Origin of the sequence: Mucilaginibacter sp. 22184, from assembly GCF_052045695.1 — a bacterium.
In the GTDB taxonomy this organism is placed as follows: Bacteria; Bacteroidota; Bacteroidia; order Sphingobacteriales; family Sphingobacteriaceae; genus Mucilaginibacter.
Window position 1 is genome coordinate 1,119,254 of record NZ_JBQEPI010000001.1, and the last position, 22,006, is coordinate 1,141,259.

Sequence of the window (22,006 nt, forward strand, 5' to 3'; positions counted from 1 at the left end):
AACAATGACGGTTACGCAGCAGCATACCAGTGTGTTGATAGTAGGCGCAGGTCCTTCGGGTTTAATGATGGCTGCCCAGCTATTGCGTTATGGTGTACAGCCGGTAATTATTGACAGTAAGCAAGGGCCAACTACCCATTCTAAAGCACTGGCTGTGCAGGCCCGGTCGTTGGAGATATACCGGCAAATGGGCGTTATTGATGCCATTATAAAAGGAGGCAAGCAGGCCGCTGGCGTGGTATTTAACCAGAAAGGCAAAAATGTACTTGAATTATCATTGAATAATGTTGGCGATGGGCAAACTGCCTTTCCATTTGTGCATCTGTATCCGCAGAGCAAAAACGAACGGCTTTTACTGGATTTTTTAACACTGAACTGCTGCCCGGTTTACTGGAATACCTCGTTGCTGGCCATAGAGCAGCAGGCCGATAAGGTGATAGCGCAACTACAAAGCGGGGAGGAAACCCAGCATATTACCTGCGACTGGCTTATTGGTGCCGATGGTGCACGCAGTATGGTACGCAAACAACTGGGTATACCGTTTAATGGCGATACCTACCAATACCAGTTTTACCTGGCCGATGTGAAAATAAGCAATGCTTTTAGCGACAAGGTGAATTTGTTTTTAGCGAAAAAAGGGTTCGCCGGATTTTTCCCAATGCCCCAAAAAAATTGTTACCGAATTGTTGGTCAGGTGCCCGTTGAGCTTAGTCAAAGAGAGGATATGCCAATAGAAGAAATACTACCTCACCTGAATGCTATTACCGGCCAAACCATTGGGGTAGAACATACCAACTGGTTTACTACCTATCGCCTGCATCATCGCATGGCCGATAATTTCAGGCAAAAGAGGTCTTTTTTGATTGGCGATGCTGCGCATATCCACTCGCCAGTGGGCGGGCAGGGGATGAACACTGGTTTACAGGATGCCTATAACCTGGCCTGGAAACTGGTAGGTGTAGTGAATAATCAATTACAGGAAAAAATACTGGATAGCTACGCTGCCGAGCGTATGCCTGTAGCCAAAGACCTGTTGAACACTACCGATCGTGTTTTTAAATTGATACTGTCGCGCAATTGGTTTGTGGGCCTGTTAAAAAAATGGGCACTTCCTGCTATCCTGAAAAACGTTTGGGGTAAGCCCGTATTGCGGGATTCGTTTTTTAAGCGCCTCTCACAAACCGGCATCAACTATCGCGAAAGCCAGATCAACCTGCACCTGAGCCATGATTCGCTCGTAAAAGCCGGCGACAGATTGCCGTATCTCAAAGTGTTTGACGAAAAGAAACAGCAGGAAACCGATCTGCATGAATGGTGCAGCAAGCCCGGTTTTACCATGATAACCCTGGGTAAGCTACAGGAGATCGACTTGTTTACCCTGGCCAAATGGATCACCCAAAACTATACCGGCGCCCTTAACTTTTTTTATCTGCCGCCATCAGCCAAAAACCAACATGTTTTTGATGCTTTTGGTATTAAAGAAAAGCAAAAGAAAGCCATCATCGTTCGCCCCGATATGCACATCGGCTTTATTAATGATGTAGTGGATATCGAGATGATGGACAATTATCTGCAAAATGTGGTAGGGTTTGTTAAGGTTTAAGCGGTGAGTGATGAATGGTTAGCAGTGAAATGTGGGCAATAAACCTTTCAGTTTAAATAGTGAGTAATGAATTATAGATAATAATTTTTAGGTTATATAGTGAGTAAATTATCGATAACAAGCTTTAACCACTCACTAATGGCTACTCACTATTAAACTACCCGTGTATGGTTTCGCTTTTGCCATAGTTTTGGATCACTTGCGCTTCGTATTTTAAAAATTCGGCCCAGCGTTTATCTACATCAATCTCAACCGCATATTTTTTGGCCAGGCGAATAAAGGTGGCGTAATGAGTGGCTTCGCTTACCATGAGCTCGTGGTAAAACTCAGATAAATAGGTGTCGCCGATGTTTTCCGAAAGCACTTTAAAGCGTTCGCAGCTACGGGCCTCTATCATGGCCGAAAACAACAATCTGTCTATCAATTGCGCTTCGCGACCACCGCCTATGATAATAAATTTGCGCAGCTCATTCACGTAATTGTCCTTGCGCTCGCGGCCCAGTACAAAACCCCGTTGCAGTATAATATCGTGCACGCGTTTAAAATGATCCATCTCCTCCTGAACCAACAGTGCCATTTCCTGTACCAGATCATTCAGATTGGGGTTTTGCACAATAAGAGTAATAGCATTGCTGGCCGCCTTTTGCTCGCAAAAAGCATGATCGGTCAGTAACTCCTCAATATTGCTTTCCACCACGTTTTTGACCCAAAGCGGATCGGTGGGCAGCTGCAGTTTCAGTATGGTTTTTTCGCTCACAGGAACAAAGATAGTTTAAGGGGGCGAAAGATAAAAGCACAGAGGGATGTTAAGGGAAAACCTTTAACCCTTAACCTTTCGGCTTTAAACTTACCTATATAGTCCCTTACTTTCAATAAATTTCAACACCGGGTCTGGTACAAAATATTGCACGTTCTTTTTTTCGGCGATGGATTTGCGGATAAAGGTTGCCGATAATTCCATTTGTGGGGTCATGGTGATGGTAACCGCAGGATGATCGGCCAGTTCGGCATTTTCATAACCGGGGCGTGGATATACATATATTTTGTAATCGCGCAGGATCAACTTATAGTTTTTCCATTTGTGCAGTGTCCCCAGGTTATCTGATCCCATGATAAGGGCAAAGTCATGCTCCGGATACTTTTCTTTGAGATGGGCGAGCGTATCAATAGTGTAGGAAGGTTGAGGCAGTTTTAGCTCCACATCACTTACGGTAATGTTGGTGGCATGATCCGTAGCCAGTTTAGCCATTTCCAACCTGTCGTAGGTATTGATCAGGTCGCCATACTTTTTGAGTGGGTTTTGCGGCGATACCACCAGCCAAACTTTATCAAGCGTGGTATGGTTGGCCATGTAATTGGCAATAATCAGGTGCCCTATGTGTATAGGGTTAAATGAACCAAACAGTAAGCCTATTTTCATTAGCAGGTGCCCCCTAACCCCCTGAAGGGGAATGAATAATTATGTTTTTATGTTGTAAACCTCTTGACTAAGTAAATTAGAGCTCCCCCTTCAGGGGGCTGGGGGGGCTAATAAAGTTCCTCACCAGTTCTTCAGCCTCTTTGCAAGCCGTATCAAGATCGTAATTTTTGAGGATAATGTCAAACTGTGGGGCGTATTTAAGTTCTTTTTCGGCTTTAGCAAAACGCTCTTTCAGTTTTTCTTCGCTATCGGTACCGCGGCCGGTAAGGCGCTCTATCAAAACCTCCAGTGAAGGGGGCTGTACAAATATGGCTAAGGCCTGTCCGTCGTATTTACGTTTCAGGTGCATGCCGCCTTCCACATCGATGTCAAATATCACGGTTTTCCCTTTTGCCCAGATGCGTTCAATTTCGGTACGCAGGGTGCCGTAAAATGTGCCGCTGTAAACCTCTTCAAACTCCACAAATTGCTTTTTAGCTATGCGATGCAAAAATTCTTCTTTGCTGATAAAGTAATAATCTTTTTCGTGCACCTCATCGCCACGGCATTCACGGGTAGTGGCCGAAATGGAAAACTCAAGCTCGGGCATTTTGCTAAGCAGGTGATGTACTATGGTGGTTTTACCCGCCCCCGACGGAGCTGAGAATATGATGAGTTTACCTTCCGGGTTCATAGTTAATGGATAATGGTTCATAGTTAATAGCAAATAGCTCAAGGCAAAAAAGCCATGATCTATGAACCATCAACTATAAGCTACTACAATACGTTTAACAGTTGTTCTTTAATTTTTTCTAGCTCTTCTTTCATGCCCACTACCAACTTTTGAATGTTGGCATCGTTGGCTTTAGAGCCCAGGGTATTTATTTCGCGACCGATCTCCTGCGAGATGAAGCCCAGTTTTTTACCATTGGCGTCGGCATTTTTTAGGGTTTCGATAAAATACTCACAATGGGTTTTCAGGCGTATTTTCTCTTCGGTAATATCCAGTTTATCAATATAGTATATCAGCTCCTGCTCAAAACGGTTCTGGTCAATAGCTTCCCTGTCGGCAGCTTCGCTTAAAAAAGTATTCAGGCGCTCACGTATCAGGGGTACACGTTTAGGATCTTCCAGTTCTACCAGTTCCAGGTTTTTCAGAATGATATTGATGCGGTGTTTTACATCGTTCTCGAGCACGTTACCTTCATCAGAGCGGAATTGCTGAAAGGCTGCCAAAGCCTGCTGAAATGTTTTTTCAACCAGCTTCCACTCATCCTCTGATGCGGTTTCATCATCGTATTTTACTACCTCAGGTAATCCCAAGGCAAGCTGTAAAAGATTGGTGGTTGGCTCATTAAGCTCCTGGCTCACCTCTTTTAACTGCAGGTAGTATTGTTTAAGCAGATCTTTATCAATACCGGCAGCTTTTACCGCGGTGTTTACCTGCTCAATATTGATAGACAGGTTTACCTTGCCGCGCTCAATTTGCTTACTGCAATCATTACGCAGCTGAAACTCCTTTTCAGAGAATATTTTGGGCAAGCGAAGGGATAGCTCAAGAAATTTGCTGTTCAGGGATTTGATCTCAACGGTATATTTGGTATTACCGGAGTCAAAACTGGCAATTCCATACCCTGTCATGGATTTTATCATGTGCAAAGATAGGATTTTTGTTTTGAAGTTTGAAAGAGTGGGGAAGTCCGATAAGTCGGTAAAGTCCGAAAGCCCGAAAAGTGCGATAAGACCGAAAGACGAAATATATTTACTCAACAGACCAGAAATATTTAGTGTTAAAAACTTCCGGACTTTACTGACTTATCGGACTTGTCCTACCACAGAACTTTAACACTTTTTTACATTTGGTGTGAAATACTGTTGGTATCTTTGCGTTCAATATCACACATGCGTTATCGTTTTCCCCTGCTTCTTATTGCCTGTATTTGTTCTGCTTTAATAGCTTCAGCTCAGGAATTTACGCTCAAAGGAGTGATCTCAAAAAAGAGCACGCCCGAACGACTGGGGCAGGTTTTGATCAAAAATCTCAAAACAAACAGCCTCATGATCAGCGATGATCTGGGTTGGTTTTCCATAAAAGCGTCTACCGGCGATACCTTGCTTTTTACCAAAGATGAGTATACCCCGCAAAAAATTGTGGTGTTGAACAACAGCGATATGCCGGTATACATGCAGCCAGTGATTAAGCTGGCCGAAGTAAAAGTGCTTGGCCAAACTAAAAAGCAAGAACTTAATGCCATCATGAACGATTACCGCAAACAGGGTACTTATTATAGCGGCAAACCACCAGTACTTTCGTTTCTAAGCAGTCCGCTTACGGGGCTTTATGAGCTTTTTGGCAAAACTCCAGGGCGTGCGCGCCGTTTTGCCAACTTTGCCAAGGGCGAAGCTGAACAGGCCGAAATTAACAGGCGCTACAATGTTTATTTTGTAAAACAATATACCAAATTACCAACCGATAGCGCCGCCCGCAGGTTTATGAATTACTATACCCCATCATACGAAGACCTGAAAGGCTGGACCGATTATGACCTGATCAAGCACATGCAAAAGTCATATGAGTACTATAAAAACAGTGGTCAAAAGGAGGTGTTGGAAGGATTGAACTCGCCAACTTTTATCAAAAGGGATAGCACACTGCAACTATCACAACCCGGTGAAACTTTGAAAAAAGAAAAACATTAACTGGAGAATTAAATAAAGGGTCATTCATGCCGAACTTGTTTCGGCATCCCATCAGAAGTGTTTAAAATATGAAAAGAATAACATCGGTCTAAGTCATGAGAGATCCTGAAACAAGTTCAGGATGACGCTTTAAGCCGATGCCTTAAATCCCTAAAGACTCACAGGCTTTTTCGGCGGCTAGTTTTTCGGCGTTCTTTTTGCTGAATTCCTTGCCTTCGCCCACTACTTCACCATCAACACTGGCTTGTACGGTGAAGAGCTTGGCACTTTCGCCTTCTTGGTTGGTTACCAGTTCAAAAATAATATCGCGGCCATGGCGCTGGCACCACTCGATCAGTTTGCTTTTGAAATTAGTTTCGGTTTGCTCCAGCTTATGGATATCAATATGCGATTTGATGATGTGATTGATCAAAAAGCTTTTGGTAAAATCATACCCTTTATCCAAATACACGGCGCCAACCAGGGCTTCAAACGCATCACCCAGTAATGAGCCTTGCCGGCTGGAGTTAAGCATACGACTATCGTATTCAATCAGTTTGTCAAAACCCAGTTTACGGGCAAGCTGGTTAAGATTTACACGACTTACTATTTTGGAGCGCAGTTCGGTTAAAAAACCTTCGTCTTCATACGGGTATAGTTTAAAGAGTACTTCGGCAACAACACTGCCAAGCACAGCATCGCCCAGGAACTCCAGGCGTTCGTTGCTGTTTTTTACCCCTTTCTTTACATTTTGGGCTACCGACTTATGCCGGAACGCCAAACGGTATAAAGACAAATTGCCCGGCACAAAACCGAGCAAATTCTTTAAAATCTTAACGTATTTCCTGTTGGGTGATAGATATAGCTTATAAAACTGACTGATAGGCATTCACAACCACAATTAATCTTCGTACTTTTTAAATATAACAGAAGCATTATGGCCACCAAAACCAAATCCGTTGCTTTGAACTATCCTTATATCACGCTTTTGAGCAGTGTTAAAGGTGAAATTGATTTTAGGGTCAAAAGCAGGATCGTCAGTAAAATGGTTTATAGTAGGGGGGATGATACCATTTTTTAAAGCTAATATTGATGCTATCGCTTCTACCGCGCCAGCCGCACCTAACAAGTGACCGGTCATGGATTTGGTTGAGCTGATATTGATACGGTAAATATCATCGCCAAATACATCATGTATAGCCTTGATCTCCTGCGGATCGCCAATTGGTGTAGATGTTCCATGAACATTTACATAATCAATATCTGCAGGAGTAAGGTTAGCATCCTCTAAAGCTGCGCGCATAACGGCTGCCGCGCCTAAACCTTCCGGGTGCGGAGCGGTCATGTGGTAAGCATCGGCACTCATGCCTCCGCCTATCATTTCGGCATAAATTTTTGCGCCGCGTGCTTTAGCGTGCTCCAGCTCTTCCAGGATGATGGTGCCTGCACCTTCGCCGGCCACAAAGCCGTCACGATCCAGATCAAACGGGCGTGAAGCCGTTGCCGGATCATCGTTACGGGTTGACAGGGCGTGCATAGCGTTAAAACCACCAATACCCGCTTCATTAATGATAGCTTCAGAACCACCGCTGATAAACATATTAGCTTTACCCATGCGGATATAGTTAAATGAATCGATCAGGGAATTGTTTGATGAAGCGCAGGCAGAAACGGTTGTGAAGTTGGGGCCGCGTAAGCCATATTTGATAGAGATATGACCAGGGGCAATATCGGCTATCATTTTAGGTATAAAGAAGGGGTTAAAACGTGGTGAACCATCGCCTTTAGCGAAGTTCATCACCTCATCAAGGAAGGTTTTTAAGCCACCTATGCCCGCTCCCCATATAACACCTATACGGTTAACATCTAATTTTTCGAAATCTAATCCCGCGTCCTTTACAGCTTCTTCGGTTGAAAAAAGAGCGTATTGAACAAAGGGATCTAATTTTCGGGCGTCTTTACGGCCCAGGAAACCATCCGCATCAAAGCCCTTAACTTCACATGCGAATTTAGTTTTGAACTTTTCGGTATCAAAACTTTTGATTAAGGCAGCGCCACTTACCCCATTGATCAGCCCGTTCCAATACTCCGAAACGGTATTACCAATAGGAGTAAGTGCTCCAAGCCCGGTTACTACAACTCTTTTAAACTCCATTTAATCCAGTTAGGGAGTCTTATTTAACGTTTTTTTCAAGATAAGCAACTGCCTGGCCAACAGTACCAATAGTTTCAGCCTGATCGTCAGGAATAGCCACGTTAAATTCTTTTTCAAACTCCATGATTAGTTCCACGGTGTCTAACGAGTCGGCACCAAGATCATTGGTGAAACTCGCTTCTGGTGTAACTTCACTTTCGTCAACACCCAGTTTTTCTACGATAATAGCTTTTACTCTTGAAGCGATATCAGACATAGTCTTTATAGTTTAATGATTAATAAAAATTCAGTGCAAAGAAAAATAAATTCTGTCAATTATCAAATCTAAAACTTTTACAATATATTTCGGTAACAAAATTTTATTCAAACGGTTTGTATTCGTAATTTTGACGTTTGTAAAAGTAATGATTTTGAACAGGAAATTTTTAAAGTTTGAGATCGATTTTGATTTTGTGCTTATCGCCATAACCACATCATTAAAAGATTACCGCATTTGTTACCTTATCAACAAATCTTTAAATTTTAATTTTACCAGGTCAAACGACCTTGCCGTTGATATTTATCAGGGGGCCGAGCCTGTATTGTTCTCTCTGTTTCATTATCAGTGGGAAACCACCGAAACCGACTTCTATTTTATTGGTAATAAGGGATCTGACGGTTATCTGGTGCCCGAGATCAGGAGCGCCGATTACTTTATCATGATCCGCAATTACATTGACGACGATGACCTGGACAGCCTGGTATCAACCATTAATAAGATACCCGAAGTTGTGGCCGCCGTAAAGATTGATCCGAAAAAAATAAAATCACGGGAAAATCTGTTATTTTAGCGCAAAATTTAAAAAAAGAGTGTTGGTTTTACACTAAATATAAATGTAAGCCAGTTTAACCCGAACAATATGAAACTATACTATAATCGTACTAAAATTGTAGCCACCATGGGCCCGGCGTCAGCTAAAAAAGATGTTTTATTAGCCATGATCAAAGCCGGTGTTAATGTTTGCCGCCTTAATTTTTCGCACGGAAGACCGGAGGATCATAAAGCCGTAATTGACATCATTCGCGAAATTAACGAACAATATAAAACCAATGTAGGTATCCTGGCCGATTTGCAGGGCCCTAAAATTCGTATTGGTTTAGTAAAAGATGGGGGCATACACCTGGTTAACGGAACTCATATTAAAATCACCACTCAGGAATGTATCGGTAACGACGAGCAGATCTATATTACTTATGATACCTTTCCGCAAGATGTTCAGGCCAATGAAATTATTTTGCTGGACGACGGTAAACTGCAGTTACGCGTTATTGAAACCAACAAAAAAGATACCGTTATATGCGAAGTGGTACACGGCGGTATCCTAACTTCACGTAAAGGAGTTAACCTGCCTAACACCAAAGTATCTATCCCAAGCTTAACCGAAGAAGACTTAATCAACCTGCAATTCGCGTTGAAATATGATGTGGAGTGGATAGGTTTATCATTTGTACGTACCGGTCAGGACATTATAGAGCTTAAACGCATTATTGCCCAAAGCGGCAAAGCAGCCAAGGTTATCGCTAAAGTAGAGAAACCGGAAGCTATTGATAATATCGACGAAATTATTGCCGCTACAGATGGTGTGATGGTAGCCCGTGGCGACCTTGGTGTAGAAATGCCATTGGAAGAAGTGCCATTGCTGCAAAAAATGATCGCCAAAAAATGCCGTGCGGCTTCAAAACCGGTAATTGTAGCTACCCAGATGTTGGAATCGATGATCACCACCCCGCGCCCAACACGTGCCGAGGTGAATGACGTAGCTAACTCTGTATTGGATGGTGCCGACGCGGTGATGCTTAGCGGCGAAACATCAGTTGGTGAATTTCCGGTTATTGTTATTGAAACCATGGCCAAAATTGTGCGCAATGTAGAAGAGCATGGCTACAACTTCAATACCGCCAAAGTTAATGATATCGATCCATCGTCGCCAGATTACCTTAGCAACGCGGTTTGCGAATCGGCCGTTCACCTGGCACAACACACCAACGCGGTTGGCATCGTTTCTATGACCACATCGGGTTATACCGCTTTCCAGATCTCGAGCCACAGACCACAGGCTAGCACCTATATATTTACATCCAACAAGCAATTGCTAAATGCTTTAAGTTTGGTTTGGGGCGTACGTGCCTTTTTCTATGATAAATTGGAAAGTACCGATCAAACTATTGCTGATGTAAATGCTATGCTAAAAGCAGAAGACCTCATCAAAGCCGGCGACGTAGTGATTAACACTGCCGCTGTGCCTATTATTAAACAAGGTAAAACCAACATGCTTAAAGTAAGTGTTGTTGAATAACCTTATTTAAATATACTTTTAATGGAAAAAGGCTCGCCAAATGGTGAGCCTTTTTTGTTGGTAATAATTATTTTGAATAGGACAAACTTGCGCAAGCGGATAATAAAAATATGCTAATCAAGGCCCTCTCCCTTGGAGAGGGTTGGGAGAGGTGCTACCTCGCTTTTTCGTAAGTTTTAGGATCGATAGCCGCTGGCGACCAGTCCTTCAAAAAGTCCATAACTTTTTCTTTACTGTGGCCTTTGCCTTCTTCCAGGTAGCCTGAGTTTTGGGTATGCAGGCGTGTGCCCTTACCATCCAGCACCACAAATACCGGGAAGCCGAAGCGCTGCGGATAACCCAGATCGGCCAGTACGGCTTTGTTTTCGTTCTCTTTACTGTAGTTTACGTGCAAAACCACGTAATTATCATTCAGGTATTTGCTCAGGTCGGCATCTTTGGTCACCAGGTCATTAAACCGGATGCACCAAATACACCAGTTGCCGCCAATTTGTAAAAGCACGTTTTTATGCTGTTGGGCGGCTTGTTTTACCGCGGCAGCAATCTCGGCTTTGGCATCGGCATTAGGATTATATACATGGGGTTGTTCCTGCGCTCGGGCACTCAGTGTAAAAACAACGATGAACGCTATCAGAATTAATTTTTTCATGTGTAGGGACGGGTAATTTAATTGACAGTTTAATATGAACGTATCGGGCAGGATCAATACGCTTCAAGATACAAAAAAATGATATAGAACGATAGTTTTTTAATTATTAACACGTTTAATTATTTAATAATCAGGTAATTAAAAATTAATATATGATACTGGAACCAATTAATTGACATGTGTGGAAAACTCTGAAATAAAAGATAATACGCATACCGATAGCTTTGATTAAAACACCCTTAGTGTTTTGAAAATACCAACTCTCACCTCCAATCTATTATACTATGGCCAAAAACATTACCTCCAAAATGTCCGCCTCCAGCAGCGGGAAAGGGCTTAAAACAACACGCTATTTCACTAAAGACGGAATTAACGTATTTGATCTGTTTACATATGATAAGCGATCGTCTGTGATTCGTAATCCATCCGGCGATGCTGTATTTGAAATGAACGATGTAGAAGTGCCGGTTACCTGGAGCCAGGTGGCAACCGATATACTGGCGCAAAAATATTTTCGCAAGGCTGGCGTACCGCAGGCCGATGGCAGCACCGGTTCCGAAAAAAGCATTAAACAGGTGGCCCACCGTATGGCCAACTGCTGGAAAGACTGGGGCGTACGCTATGGCTACTTTGCCAGTCCAAAAGACGCCGATATTTTTTATGATGAAATAGTTTATACCATTGTTGGGCAACTGGCCGCGCCAAACTCGCCGCAGTGGTTCAATACCGGGCTGCATAATTCGTATGGTATCACGGGCAAGCCACAAGGGCATTACTTTGTTGATCCGCTTACCGAAACGCTGAGCAAATCAACCTCGGCTTATGAACGCCCGCAGCCACATGCTTGTTTTATACTTTCTGTTGATGACGACCTGGTGAACAAGGGCGGTATCATGGATCTTTGGGTGCGCGAAGCCCGCATATTTAAATATGGATCGGGTGTGGGTACCAATTTTTCTAAGATTCGCGGCGAAACGGAAAAACTGGCCGGTGGCGGTTATTCGTCGGGCCTGATGTCTTTCCTCAAAATAGGCGACAGAGCTGCCGGTGCCATCAAATCGGGTGGTACAACACGCCGGGCAGCCAAAATGGTTTGCCTTGATCTGGATCACCCCGAAATAGAAGGTTTTGTAAATTGGAAAGTAGAGGAAGAAAAGAAAGTAGCTGCGCTGATAGCCGCCGGTTATTCATCCGATTATGAAGGCGAGGCTTATCGTACCGTATCGGGTCAAAATTCCAATAATTCGGTGCGCGTCCCCAATAGTTTTTTCCATGCCCTCAAAGGCAGTAAGCCCTGGGAACTCACCAGCCGCATTACCGGGAAGGTGACAAAAACCGTTGCCTCACAAAAATTATGGGACGATATCGCTTTCGCGGCCTGGGCCTGCGCCGATCCGGGTGTACAGTTTGATACCACCATTAACGAGTGGCACACCTGTCCGGAAGGCGGCCGTATCAACGCCTCCAATCCATGTTCAGAGTATATGTTCCTTGATAATACAGCCTGCAACCTGGCCTCTATCAACCTGGCGCATTTCTTTGATCCGCAAACCCGGGTATTTGATGTAAAAGGTTTTGAACACGCTTGTCGCATGTGGACTATCGTGTTGGAAATCTCCGTACTGATGGCGCAATTCCCATCCGAAGAAGTGGCGCAGCTCTCTTACGATTACCGTACGTTGGGCCTGGGTTATGCCAATTTAGGTTCGGCATTAATGGTGAACGGCATCCCTTACGACAGCGACAAAGCCCGCGCTATTGGCGGCGCTATCACCGCTATTATGACCGGTACGGCTTACGCCACCTCGGCCGAAATGGCCCGTGAGCTGGGGCCTTTCCGCAAATACAACGATAACAAACAACATATGCTGCGGGTGATGCGCAATCACCGTTATGCCGCCTATAACTCCACCGAAAATTACGAGAATTTAGAGATAGCCCCTCCGGGTATCGACCCTAAATACTGTCCGGACTATCTGCTGTCTGCTGCTTGCAACGCCTGGGATAAGGCTGTGGAAATGGGCGAGAAGTATGGCTACCGCAACGCCCAAACCACCGTTATTGCTCCAACCGGCACCATCGGTTTGGTGATGGATTGCGATACTACCGGCATCGAACCTGATTTTGCGCTGGTAAAATTCAAAAAACTATCAGGCGGCGGTTATTTCAAGATCATAAACCAGGCTGTGCCCGAAGCCCTGCGCAACCTGGGCTATCGCGAGCACGAGGTTACCGCTATTGTAAACTACGCCAAAGGTTCGGCCAGCTTGAAAGGCGCGCCACATATTAATACTGATAGCTTAAAAGCAAAAGGTTTTACCGATGATGAACTGGAAAAGCTCGACAAAGGACTGGTATCGGCCTTTGAGATCAGCTTCGCTTTCAATATCTGGTCGTTGGGTGAAGAATGCCTGAAACGCCTCGGCATCACTGCCGATCAATACAACGCGCCCGACTTTAACGTGCTGCGCGCGCTTGGTTTCAATAAAAAACAAATAGCAGAAGCTAACGAATACATCTGCGGTACCATGACTATTGAAGGTGCTCCGTATCTGAAAGAAGCACATTACCCCATTTTTGATTGTGCCAATAAATGCGGCGCCAAAGGCGAGCGTTACATCCATGCGCATGGTCATATCAAAATGATGGCCGCGGCACAGCCTTTCCTGTCGGGTGCTATATCTAAAACCATCAATCTGCCCAATGAGGCTAAAGTTGATGAAATCAAAGATTGCTACCAATTGTCATGGGAGCTGGGCCTGAAAGCCAATGCCCTTTACCGCGATGGCTGTAAGCTAAGCCAGCCGCTATCCACCAAATCGGATACGAAAGAAGAGGTTGACGATAAACTAGAAACGGTAGAAGAAGTACTGGGCGAAGCCGCTAACGTAAAACTAAGCGACCTGACACCAGAGCAGGTGATCGAGGCGGCCATAGCCATTATGGAGAAATCAAAGGATACCAATTTTATGCGCGAACTGTCGCGCGTGGTACAAAAGAAGAGTCTGCCCTTTAAACGTCGGGGGTTCACCCAAAAAGCTACTATCGATGGGCAGAATGTATTTGTGCGCACCGGCGAATATGAGGACGGTACCCTGGGCGAAATATTTGTGGATATGCACAAGGAAGGCGCTACTTTCCGCTCGCTCATGAATTGTTTTGCTATTGCTGTTTCGGTAGGTTTACAGTACGGCGTACCGCTGGAAGAATATGTAGAGAAATTTACTTTCACCCGTTTTGAGCCTGCCGGTATGGTGGTGGGCCATGCCAACATCAAAAGCTCCACCAGTATTATCGATTATATTTTCCGGATGCTGGGTTACGAATACCAGAACCGTACCGACCTGGTACACGTGCTTACCGAAAATAACGCCACCCTCGGCAACCCGCAAATGAGCGACGAGGATTTCAATACCGACGAAAGCAATGTATATGTACCTGTTAATAATCCAGATGGTTTTACCGGTGCTAAGAAACAGGGGTTTTCTGTTGATCTGAGCATGGGTGTACAAAGCGATGCCCCTGCCTGTAACGTATGTGGGCACACCACCCTGCGTTCGGGCACCTGTTACAAATGCCTCAACTGCGGCAACTCGATGGGTTGTTCGTAAAGAGGGTTAAACAATCGTAGTTTTTTGTTCAGTATAAATAGTTAAATGTGCGAACCCTGCCGCAAGGCAGGGTTCTTTTGTCATGATTAAATAATACATATAAACAAAATAGGGTGTCATGGTGAGCGAAAGGAGCGGTTATTAAATGTGCTAAGTTTTTGGGCAGTGATGATTGCATGCCTTAGCGCATCCTCCCTTTTTCGAAAGCATTGCTGCTTTGCAAATGGTAGCGTGATGAATACCTTTCTTGCTGGGGATGGGTGGTGGCGGTGCCAGTACTAATGGTACAGTTGCCATTAGAAACAGGATCGCGATAAGTAAAGTTTTCATGGCTTTGGTTTTTTGATGGTAATTAAATATAGGGAATATTTAGCCATCAACCACCAATATTTCAATCAATTACCGCATATTTTAAACGGATAAGGTAAAAAAATAAGCCTATCCTAACTTGTTTCGGGAATTGCCCGGCATATTGTTGGTGACAACACCAACAACGGCAGTGAATCAAATTCGGCATGACTTTAACCTTTCTTTGTCATCCTGAGCGCAGCGAAGGATCTATTGTTGAATATGCAGAACGGGTGCATCAAATCATTCCTTAACAAAACACATAAGTTAAAGAATGTTAAACCAATTTCATGAGTTAGGTTTGGTAGTTATGTTTGTAATGATTTGATTATCAAAACATATAAACCAATGCGTAGCCTGCTTATCCTGTTTTTGATGTGTACCTGTTTATGCTCCTACGGGCAAGGTATAAGCGGCATGGTGTCTGATAAAAAAACGGGGCAACCACTCGCCGGGGCCTGGGTAGCTACATCCAAAGCAAATGTCATTACCGGTATACAGGGTGAGTTTAGTATCGCTACAGAAAAAAATAATGACACGCTCCGGGTAAAAATGCAGGGATATAAGTTATTTGTACTTCCGCTTAATTCGGCAAATAATAAAAATATCAGGATAGGTTTAGATGCTGCGGTTATTGAGCTGGGCGAAGTTCATGTAACAGGTAAAAGAGACAGGATAAAAGATTCGTTGAATAACCGTAAAATGTTTGCAAAAGAGTTTAATTCTTCGCCGCCTAAGCTCAAGGATATGATAGCGGTATCGGGTAGCAATGCCGGGCTTCTGCCGGTAGCTGGTATCACCATTGTGCCATCACAGTTTATCCGCGCCCTCACCTACAAACACAGCCGGGAGTATAAATTTAAAAAAGTACTGATCAGGGATGAAGAAAGGCGGTACATCGACAGCCGGTTCAGCGAAAGCCTGGTCAGAACGGTCACCAATCTTAAAGGCGATTCCCTGCTATACTTTATGGATAAATACCGCCCGGGCATCGAACTGCTCAAAAAAATGTCGGACTATGACATCCGGGTATATATTAAAACGAGTCAGCAAAAATTGATGGGAGATAGTTTGGTAAAAACTAAGTAAAGCCTCGCTCATCCCTCTTCATCCCCATAGCTATCGGAAGAGAGGGAGTTGAAAAACAAAATCATTTCATCTTCAAAATTTCCTGCAAATTTTTAATGAAGTATAATTGCTGCTTTTTTAAATTTATTTTTACCATCAGGATGCTTCATTGACTGAGGCCCGCTACTAATTCTAAAAACCAATGAGTAACATATTGCATATTTTAAACGGGGATGCCGCCTTGTCGGGTTTTAATGAAACCGGACTTGATGGTGATGTACTGGTATGGCGCGAAGTGCTTTCTGAGGGCCCATTGCAGGAAAATATACTTTCGGGCAGTTTCTGGAGCGCACGCGCCCAGTGGATCAGTCAAACGTTCCATGAAAACATTGATGTTTACCAGCATAAGGTAATTGACGAACTGGGCAAGCTCAACAGCGACTATACCGAGATTAACCTCTGGTTTGAGTTTGATCTGCATTGTCAGGTGAACTTGTTGGGTGTTTTACAGATGCTTAGCCGCAAAACGGATATGTCGGCACCGGCTATTTACCTCATTTGCCTGGCCGATTGCGTCCAGTTTAATTTTGCCAAAGGTTTGGGTGAGCTCAACGGCGAACAATTTGAAGAGCTGTATGATGGCCGTGAACGCCTGAACGAATGGGAGTTTGAACTTGCTACCGAAGCCTGGCAATTATATGTACAGGGCAATGCCGCCGTATTGGAAAAGTGGCTGAATGAAAATAACTTCTGGGGAGGTATGCCTTTGCTAAAACCTGCTTTACAAGCTCACTTGAAACGTTTACAGGTGAATGAAGCCGGTTTGGGTTATATTGAACAGCGACTGCTGGATATCTACAATAGTGGTGCTAAAACCCGATCATCCATATATGCCACCTTTTGGAACGAGGATAAAATATTTGGTATGGGCGATTCAGAGATAGATATTTACCTCGACAGCCTGCAACAAAAACAACTTATCAGCCTGTCAATATGAGCAACACCTATATCATTAGCGGCGCCGGGAGCGGCATTGGACAAGCTATCGCGCAGAAACTGGCACATGATGGTAATACCTGTATTTTACTTGGCCGCAACGAACAAAAGTTACAACAAACACTGCAAAGCCTGCCTGCGGGCAATCATAGCCTATTGATAGCGGATATCCGGAATCAACAAAGTCTTGCCCGTACTTTTGAACAACTGGGGAGCGTTGTGGTGAACGGACTGGTTGCCAATTCGGGCATCGGGGGTGAGAATTACTGGGGTGATGATGACCGCTGGACAGATATTATAGACACCAACCTTACCGGTACCTATAATTTTGTGAATACCTTTTTACCCGCGCTGCGTAATGCAACGGGGGAGAAACATATACTGATCACCTCGTCGGTACTGGCGCGGCTGGGTGTGGCTAACTATTCGGCTTATTGCGCCTCTAAGGCAGGTTTGCTGGGATTGATGCGCTCATGGGCAGTGCAATTTGCTCCCGAAAATATCCTGGTGAATGCCATTTGCCCGGGCTGGGTAGATACCGAAATGTCGCAGGATGGCTTACAGGGCATAGCCGATGGTATAGGTATCAGCAAACAGGAGTTTTATGAAATTGCCATGCAAAGTGTACCACTCAGACGTATGAGCCAGCCCGATGAAATTGCAGGGTTGGTAGCGTACCTGTTAAGCCAGAGGTCTATCACCGGGCAAACCCTTGATATTAACTGCGGTTCGGTGATGAATAGCTGATCAGCGAACCGTGACCGCGATAGTTGGCGAGCGGTCACTCTCATTCTTTAATCTATCAAGCGCGGTAATCACATACATATAAGTTTTTCCTCTTTGTACTGTGCTGTCCTCAAAGGTTAAGCCACTGTTATATTGTATGCGCAATATATTTTTAGGATCATCAATATTGATCTTTTCGCCATCGGTAAACCGGTAGATCACGTAGCCATAAACAGGCTGTTCGTCTCTGGCCAATGTGGGTGCCATCCATCTTAATTGTACATGGCCCTGTATGGCTTTCGCGGTAAATTCCCGGGGTACATTCGGAGCAATCGAGTCGCGCCAAAGCATTACCGGCGGCAAGGCCGGGTATTTATAATAATTTTCGCGAAGCGAATCAGTAAAGCCCAGAGGGTTGTTGGTCAGTGAATTGGAGCTGAAATAAACACTGCCCTGAACTCTGGGGTTGGCCCGCATCATATTGATCTGATCTGGTAATTGTTTGGGGTTTTTAAAGGCCACGGTTTTTCGCTCATTGATGCGGTAAGCTGCCTGCCCAATGTACAGGTGTCTGCCAAAAGTATTATCGCTCCACCAGTTGAGCAGTTTCTCAAAATCAGCTGCCCGGTTACCAATAGGCCAGTAAAGCTGGGGGTTGATGTAATCTATCCAGCCCTGTTTAACCCATTCGCGTGAGTCGGCGTAGTTTTCATAATAGGATGATCCGCCGCTGGTTTCTGAACCCTCATCATTCTGCGCCTTATTGGCCCATATACCAAACGGACTTATACCGAATTTGATATCCGGGTTGTGTGCGTGTACGCTGTCGCCAATCATTTTTATAAGCAGATCCACATTGTGGCGGCGCCAGTCCTTAATATTGTCATAGCCCTGGCCATATTTTCTAAAGGTATCATCGTCGTTGATCTTTTGGCCGGCAATTGGGTATGGATAAAAATAATCGTCCATGTGTACGCCATCGATATCATAGTTGTCAACCACATCCAGTATTACCTGTACAATATATTCGCGAACTTCTGGCAACCCGGGATTAAATGTTTTGATACCGCCATAGGTAAAGAACCAATCGGGTTTTGTTTTGGTGATATGCTGCGGACTCAGCGCGGCAAAATTACCATCGAAAGTGGCGCGATAGGGGTTAAACCAGGCATGTAGCTCCATGCCGCGTTTGTGCGCTTCGGTTATGGCAAACTCCAGGGGATCATAAGCAGGATAAGGGCCTTGACCCTGCTTTCCGGTTAAATATTTCGACCAGGGTTCGCGGCTTTTAGCATAAAAAGCATCGGCGGCAGGGCGTACCTGCAGCATTACGGCGTTGATGCCCGTTTCCTGATGCGAGTTGAGGATATCTATCAGCTCTTGTTTTTGCTTATCAGCAGTAAATTTAGTGCTTGTGGGCCAGTCGATATTGACTACTGTTGCTATCCACACTCCTCTGAATTCCCGTTTGGGCTCAGTTTTAACTATTGGTTCATCAGAAGCGGGTTCGGCAGGCTGCGCGTAAACGGTTGCCATGGTAAGCAGGGGGGCGATCAGTAGTATAAAGCGGCGAAATATATGCATCAACGGGGATTAAAGTAAAAGCTGCAAAGATATAAAACTCATAACGTTGCACTTTTATTATGAAGTATAAAATTTGAAGGTTTATTGTGATTTTAGCATATTGTATTTATTTTTAACCGTTGCCTAACATAATTGTTTACCTGTAATTCTGTTTAAAATCATATTTTTAGTGTTTCAACGTTTAAATATCGTTGGGCATGAAAGTGCTGATAAAAAGAAAAATACAGGTAAAGCGGGCAATATCTATCAGTTTAGATTTGCTTGTAAATTAATCACAATAGTTAAATAGCTGCATTTTTTTAAAACAGCTTTGCTTTTTAACTGTATTAAAACATTAAACATTTAATTGCTATGGAAAATCAATCCGGTCAACCATCTAAGAAAAACTCCAACGTCATTTATTTCCTCATTGTGGTGGTATTGGCTCTATTGGGTACCGATGTGTATCTGTACTTGCAAAAAAACAAGTCGGATACTAAGATCGTGTACCAGCATGATGAACAAACCCGCCTGCAAACAGAATTAGACAGTCTTGAATCACAAATTCAGCAAGTAAATGCAGGTAAAGCCAAATTATCCCAGCAAATGCAAGCCAAAAACGACTCATTGGTTTCCAAAATTAAAGTATTGAGAACCCAATTGGCTAAAGGGAAATTAACCAAAGCTGAATTGGTTAAGGCCCAGGAAGATGTGAAACAATTAAGGTATTTTGTAACTAAATACACTGCCGATATTGAAGAACTGAAAAAGCAGAATCAATCGTTAACTACCGAAAGGGATACGCTAAAAACCAACCTGGCTACGGTAGCTAAAAAGGCCGATACGCTCACTAAACAAAACCAGGATCTGGACGCGAAGGTAAAGGTGGCTCAAGCCCTTAAGCTGGCCACGGCAAATGTAGTAGCGTATAAGGTGAAGAACAGCGGTAAAGAGGTTGATGTTACCCGTGCCGGCCCAGCTAAAAAAATCAAGATCAACTTTACAGTGGCCAGCAATAGCATCGCTATAAAAGGTCTGCACGATATTTATGTGCGTATCATTGATCCAACAGGCAATCTGATTACCCCTGCCGATGGCGGAACTTTCAGTGCCGACAACCAGGATCTGCAATACACCTACAAAACGTCCATCGACTTTAAGGACGACGGCAGCCAGTACACTATTGATTGGGTAAACCCGAACCTACCTTTCCAAAAGGGTACTTATACCGTATTACTTTATGCCGATGGTGGTACCATGGGTAAAACAGGCTTTACACTTAAATAAGTTTATTTAATACATATAAAAAAGCCCCGTTCCGGATATCGGAACGGGGCTTTTTGTTTTTTTCATCCAGGGTTGTAAGGTCCAGAGTCTCTATGGGCGAAATAACGCAATTGATTAAAGCCTCTGTTCAATAGATGATGGTTAGCGATAGTGAAGGATCTGTTTAGCAATATGCATGATCGCGAATTGATCGTTCACCCCAGGGGCTCTCACTCTCGGTTTACAAATTAAAAAAGTTATACTCCAGCCTTACCAGGTACATGTTCTTGCTGTTGCGTACCATGTCATTGTAAAGTGGCGTACGGTATGACAGGTCCAAGCGGCAAACACTGTTAAATATAAACTGCACTGCCGGTGCAATATCCAGGTAACTTTGTCCATGACCCGGATTGGTTTTACCCAATAACTCAGCATACAGGTTAACATTGGTTTGCTGATAATCGCGATAGTTTTTTGGGAATAACAGGTATCCGGCCGATAAAGTATAGGCCAACGCGTTGCGGGCTTGTAACGGCGAAAGGTCATAGCCCCCGCGATTATCAAAAGCCCGCAAATAACTTGCCGAGCCGGATAATGCCAGCTTATGCAAAAGCTGGGTAAATACCACACCGCTTTGCAGGCCGGAGTTGTCGCCTTCCAGCGTTATTTCCTGGTTAACAATGGGATTATTGATGCTGGACGTCTTCGCGAAAAATGCTCCACGAAAATGCTTCTGTACCGTATCTATAGATAAGAACCGGTATTTGGCATATACACTACCCCCTTCAAAATGCTGATTATTGCTGTAATAATCAGATACGTATAATGAGCCGTGTATCATTAAATGCCTGCTTACGCCATACATGGCCTCAAAGCTTGTACGGTTTTTATAGTCGGGTTTAAAAAATCCCTGGTTCTCCAAACGCAGGCCAAGCGAGCCTGTGGCCATATTGCTGGCTGGTTCAGTATTTACATATAATTCCTGCGAAAATGCCGGATACGTCAGTGCCATAAGGCCAATAGCCAATATCAATTTCTTCATGATGATAATGCTTGATGAAGAATTAAATAGCTAAATGATAAATACGACCGCTTGCAGGGGCAGTATCCGTAACCTGGCCCAGATATTTTTTGGATACCGATTTTGGGGCGAAGCCGTTATCAACTACTGTGAAATTTACATTGCCTGTAATGGCTTTATCAGCAGGGTTTAATAACCTGTATGTATCGCCGCCATAACTGAAAATGTTATTGGCAATCTTGGTATTATCAAAGTTAAAAGTAGCTTTTAAGCTGTTTACCGAAAAGCCTGAGCCTTGAACCTTTTTGCTGATCTGCTCAAAACTTACCGGCACATCACTTTTAAAAGTAATGAGATATAAGTTGTGCATCAGATCGGTTTTGATATCGCCTATAAAAGGGAGGGTACGTAATGCTTTTTCGGTTGATTTGGCGCACAGGGCGCAGGTAAGGCCGCTAACTTGCAGCTCGGCTTTGGTGAACTGGGCTTTTGCTGCGGTAGCAGTAAATACAAAAAGTACAATAAATATTTTTAGAGCTTTCATTTTGATCTTTTAAATTAATTGTTGAAAAATAAACTACCGGTA

Annotated in this window: 20 protein-coding genes; 9 read left to right on the plus strand and 11 right to left on the minus strand. The window is 43.9% G+C overall.

Features of this window, described 5'->3' with window-relative positions; translation table 11 throughout:
- Positions 1-4: 4 nt before the first annotated feature.
- Positions 5-1,603: an FAD-dependent monooxygenase gene (locus ACTJKG_RS04825; RefSeq protein ID WP_440738499.1), complete on the plus strand. Its 1,599-nt coding sequence runs from the start codon at positions 5-7 to the stop codon at positions 1,601-1,603.
- Between the two features lie 157 nt (positions 1,604-1,760).
- Here ACTJKG_RS04825 and ACTJKG_RS04830 read toward each other — a convergent pair whose 3' ends face one another.
- The 4 genes from ACTJKG_RS04830 to ACTJKG_RS04845 form a co-directional block, all read right to left on the minus strand.
- A complete protein-coding gene (locus ACTJKG_RS04830) occupies positions 1,761-2,360 on the minus strand; it encodes a tRNA-(ms[2]io[6]A)-hydroxylase (protein ID WP_371742426.1) in 600 nt (199 codons plus the stop codon).
- A gap of 90 nt (positions 2,361-2,450) precedes the next feature.
- Entirely contained in the window at positions 2,451-3,023 is a 573-nt protein-coding gene (gene nadD / locus ACTJKG_RS04835) for a nicotinate (nicotinamide) nucleotide adenylyltransferase (RefSeq protein WP_172333976.1), read from the minus strand.
- Between the two features lie 76 nt (positions 3,024-3,099).
- The gene (gene gmk, locus ACTJKG_RS04840) at positions 3,100-3,717 is read right to left on the minus strand and encodes a guanylate kinase (protein WP_440738500.1); all 618 of its coding nucleotides are present in this window, start codon (positions 3,715-3,717) and stop codon (positions 3,100-3,102) included.
- 62 nt (positions 3,718-3,779) lie between these two features.
- Entirely contained in the window at positions 3,780-4,655 is an 876-nt protein-coding gene (locus tag ACTJKG_RS04845) for a YicC/YloC family endoribonuclease (RefSeq protein ID WP_235953954.1), read from the minus strand.
- A gap of 249 nt (positions 4,656-4,904) precedes the next feature.
- On the opposite strand from ACTJKG_RS04845, the gene ACTJKG_RS04850 reads away from it, so the two are divergent.
- Positions 4,905-5,702, plus strand: a complete 798-nt coding sequence (locus ACTJKG_RS04850; protein WP_440738501.1) for a hypothetical protein — start codon at positions 4,905-4,907, stop codon at positions 5,700-5,702.
- A gap of 142 nt (positions 5,703-5,844) precedes the next feature.
- Here ACTJKG_RS04850 and rnc read toward each other — a convergent pair whose 3' ends face one another.
- The 3 genes from rnc to ACTJKG_RS04865 are packed head-to-tail and all read right to left on the minus strand — an operon-like array spanning position 5,845 to position 8,092.
- Positions 5,845-6,570, minus strand: coding sequence for a ribonuclease III (gene rnc / locus ACTJKG_RS04855; protein ID WP_172333974.1), 726 nt, complete (start codon positions 6,568-6,570; stop codon positions 5,845-5,847).
- A gap of 12 nt (positions 6,571-6,582) precedes the next feature.
- On the minus strand, positions 6,583-7,836 hold the full coding sequence (gene fabF / locus ACTJKG_RS04860) for a beta-ketoacyl-ACP synthase II (RefSeq protein ID WP_172333973.1): 1,254 nt from the start codon (positions 7,834-7,836) through the stop codon (positions 6,583-6,585).
- 19 nt (positions 7,837-7,855) lie between these two features.
- The gene (locus ACTJKG_RS04865; RefSeq protein ID WP_031266521.1) at positions 7,856-8,092 is read right to left on the minus strand and encodes an acyl carrier protein; all 237 of its coding nucleotides are present in this window, start codon (positions 8,090-8,092) and stop codon (positions 7,856-7,858) included.
- A gap of 148 nt (positions 8,093-8,240) precedes the next feature.
- On the opposite strand from ACTJKG_RS04865, the gene ACTJKG_RS04870 reads away from it, so the two are divergent.
- The gene (locus ACTJKG_RS04870; protein ID WP_440738502.1) at positions 8,241-8,666 is read left to right on the plus strand and encodes an IPExxxVDY family protein; all 426 of its coding nucleotides are present in this window, start codon (positions 8,241-8,243) and stop codon (positions 8,664-8,666) included.
- A gap of 69 nt (positions 8,667-8,735) precedes the next feature.
- Positions 8,736-10,172, plus strand: coding sequence for a pyruvate kinase (gene pyk, locus ACTJKG_RS04875; protein ID WP_172333971.1), 1,437 nt, complete (start codon positions 8,736-8,738; stop codon positions 10,170-10,172).
- A 154-nt stretch (positions 10,173-10,326) separates the two neighbouring features.
- Here pyk and ACTJKG_RS04880 read toward each other — a convergent pair whose 3' ends face one another.
- Entirely contained in the window at positions 10,327-10,821 is a 495-nt protein-coding gene (locus tag ACTJKG_RS04880) for a thioredoxin family protein (protein WP_172333970.1), read from the minus strand.
- Between the two features lie 284 nt (positions 10,822-11,105).
- On the opposite strand from ACTJKG_RS04880, the gene ACTJKG_RS04885 reads away from it, so the two are divergent.
- From ACTJKG_RS04885 to ACTJKG_RS04900, 4 genes are all read left to right on the plus strand, one after another.
- Positions 11,106-14,432 carry a vitamin B12-dependent ribonucleotide reductase gene (locus ACTJKG_RS04885; RefSeq protein ID WP_172333969.1) on the plus strand — a complete coding sequence of 1,109 codons (3,327 nt, stop codon included), beginning with the start codon at positions 11,106-11,108 and terminating at the stop codon, positions 14,430-14,432.
- 696 nt (positions 14,433-15,128) lie between these two features.
- Entirely contained in the window at positions 15,129-15,869 is a 741-nt protein-coding gene (locus ACTJKG_RS04890; protein WP_440738503.1) for a carboxypeptidase-like regulatory domain-containing protein, read from the plus strand.
- Positions 15,870-16,050: 181 nt separating this feature from the next.
- A complete protein-coding gene (locus ACTJKG_RS04895) occupies positions 16,051-16,845 on the plus strand; it encodes a DUF1835 domain-containing protein (protein WP_440738504.1) in 795 nt (264 codons plus the stop codon).
- Positions 16,842-17,591 carry an SDR family NAD(P)-dependent oxidoreductase gene (locus tag ACTJKG_RS04900; RefSeq protein WP_172333966.1) on the plus strand — a complete coding sequence of 250 codons (750 nt, stop codon included), beginning with the start codon at positions 16,842-16,844 and terminating at the stop codon, positions 17,589-17,591. Before ACTJKG_RS04895 ends, ACTJKG_RS04900 begins: the two co-directional genes overlap by 4 nt.
- Here the strand turns inward: ACTJKG_RS04900 and ACTJKG_RS04905 are convergent, their stop codons facing one another.
- A complete protein-coding gene (locus ACTJKG_RS04905; protein WP_172333965.1) occupies positions 17,592-19,154 on the minus strand; it encodes a glycoside hydrolase family 10 protein in 1,563 nt (520 codons plus the stop codon).
- Between the two features lie 351 nt (positions 19,155-19,505).
- Here ACTJKG_RS04905 and ACTJKG_RS04910 point away from each other — a divergent pair, with 351 nt between their 5' ends.
- Complete coding sequence (locus ACTJKG_RS04910) at positions 19,506-20,420, plus strand: hypothetical protein (RefSeq protein ID WP_172333964.1); 915 nt, start codon at positions 19,506-19,508, stop codon at positions 20,418-20,420.
- 220 nt (positions 20,421-20,640) lie between these two features.
- On the opposite strand, the gene ACTJKG_RS04915 is transcribed toward ACTJKG_RS04910, so the two are convergent.
- On the minus strand, positions 20,641-21,441 hold the full coding sequence (locus ACTJKG_RS04915; RefSeq protein ID WP_440738505.1) for a hypothetical protein: 801 nt from the start codon (positions 21,439-21,441) through the stop codon (positions 20,641-20,643).
- 22 nt (positions 21,442-21,463) lie between these two features.
- A complete protein-coding gene (locus ACTJKG_RS04920) occupies positions 21,464-21,964 on the minus strand; it encodes a heavy-metal-associated domain-containing protein (protein ID WP_172333962.1) in 501 nt (166 codons plus the stop codon).
- Between the last annotated feature and the right edge of the window lie 42 nt (positions 21,965-22,006).

Bases quoted from the DNA above. Each gene is read 5' to 3' on its own strand.
- ACTJKG_RS04865 (WP_031266521.1), bottom strand. From the start codon at position 8,092: ATGTCTGATATCGCTTCAAGAGTAAAAGCTATTATCGTAGAAAAACTG.
- ACTJKG_RS04825 (WP_440738499.1), top strand. From the start codon at position 5: ATGACGGTTACGCAGCAGCATACCAGTGTGTTGATAGTAGGCGCAGGT.
- ACTJKG_RS04915 (WP_440738505.1), bottom strand. From the start codon at position 21,441: ATGAAGAAATTGATATTGGCTATTGGCCTTATGGCACTGACGTATCCG.
- ACTJKG_RS04880 (WP_172333970.1), bottom strand. From the start codon at position 10,821: ATGAAAAAATTAATTCTGATAGCGTTCATCGTTGTTTTTACACTGAGT.
- ACTJKG_RS04920 (WP_172333962.1), bottom strand. From the start codon at position 21,964: ATGAAAGCTCTAAAAATATTTATTGTACTTTTTGTATTTACTGCTACC.
- nadD (WP_172333976.1), bottom strand. From the start codon at position 3,023: ATGAAAATAGGCTTACTGTTTGGTTCATTTAACCCTATACACATAGGG.
- fabF (WP_172333973.1), bottom strand. From the start codon at position 7,836: ATGGAGTTTAAAAGAGTTGTAGTAACCGGGCTTGGAGCACTTACTCCT.
- ACTJKG_RS04845 (WP_235953954.1), bottom strand. From the start codon at position 4,655: ATGATAAAATCCATGACAGGGTATGGAATTGCCAGTTTTGACTCCGGT.
- ACTJKG_RS04870 (WP_440738502.1), top strand. From the start codon at position 8,241: ATGATTTTGAACAGGAAATTTTTAAAGTTTGAGATCGATTTTGATTTT.
- ACTJKG_RS04905 (WP_172333965.1), bottom strand. From the start codon at position 19,154: ATGCATATATTTCGCCGCTTTATACTACTGATCGCCCCCCTGCTTACC.
- ACTJKG_RS04910 (WP_172333964.1), top strand. From the start codon at position 19,506: ATGGAAAATCAATCCGGTCAACCATCTAAGAAAAACTCCAACGTCATT.
- ACTJKG_RS04890 (WP_440738503.1), top strand. From the start codon at position 15,129: ATGCGTAGCCTGCTTATCCTGTTTTTGATGTGTACCTGTTTATGCTCC.
- pyk (WP_172333971.1), top strand. From the start codon at position 8,736: ATGAAACTATACTATAATCGTACTAAAATTGTAGCCACCATGGGCCCG.
- ACTJKG_RS04900 (WP_172333966.1), top strand. From the start codon at position 16,842: ATGAGCAACACCTATATCATTAGCGGCGCCGGGAGCGGCATTGGACAA.
- gmk (WP_440738500.1), bottom strand. From the start codon at position 3,717: ATGAACCATTATCCATTAACTATGAACCCGGAAGGTAAACTCATCATA.
- ACTJKG_RS04895 (WP_440738504.1), top strand. From the start codon at position 16,051: ATGAGTAACATATTGCATATTTTAAACGGGGATGCCGCCTTGTCGGGT.
- rnc (WP_172333974.1), bottom strand. From the start codon at position 6,570: ATGCCTATCAGTCAGTTTTATAAGCTATATCTATCACCCAACAGGAAA.
- ACTJKG_RS04885 (WP_172333969.1), top strand. From the start codon at position 11,106: ATGGCCAAAAACATTACCTCCAAAATGTCCGCCTCCAGCAGCGGGAAA.
- ACTJKG_RS04850 (WP_440738501.1), top strand. From the start codon at position 4,905: ATGCGTTATCGTTTTCCCCTGCTTCTTATTGCCTGTATTTGTTCTGCT.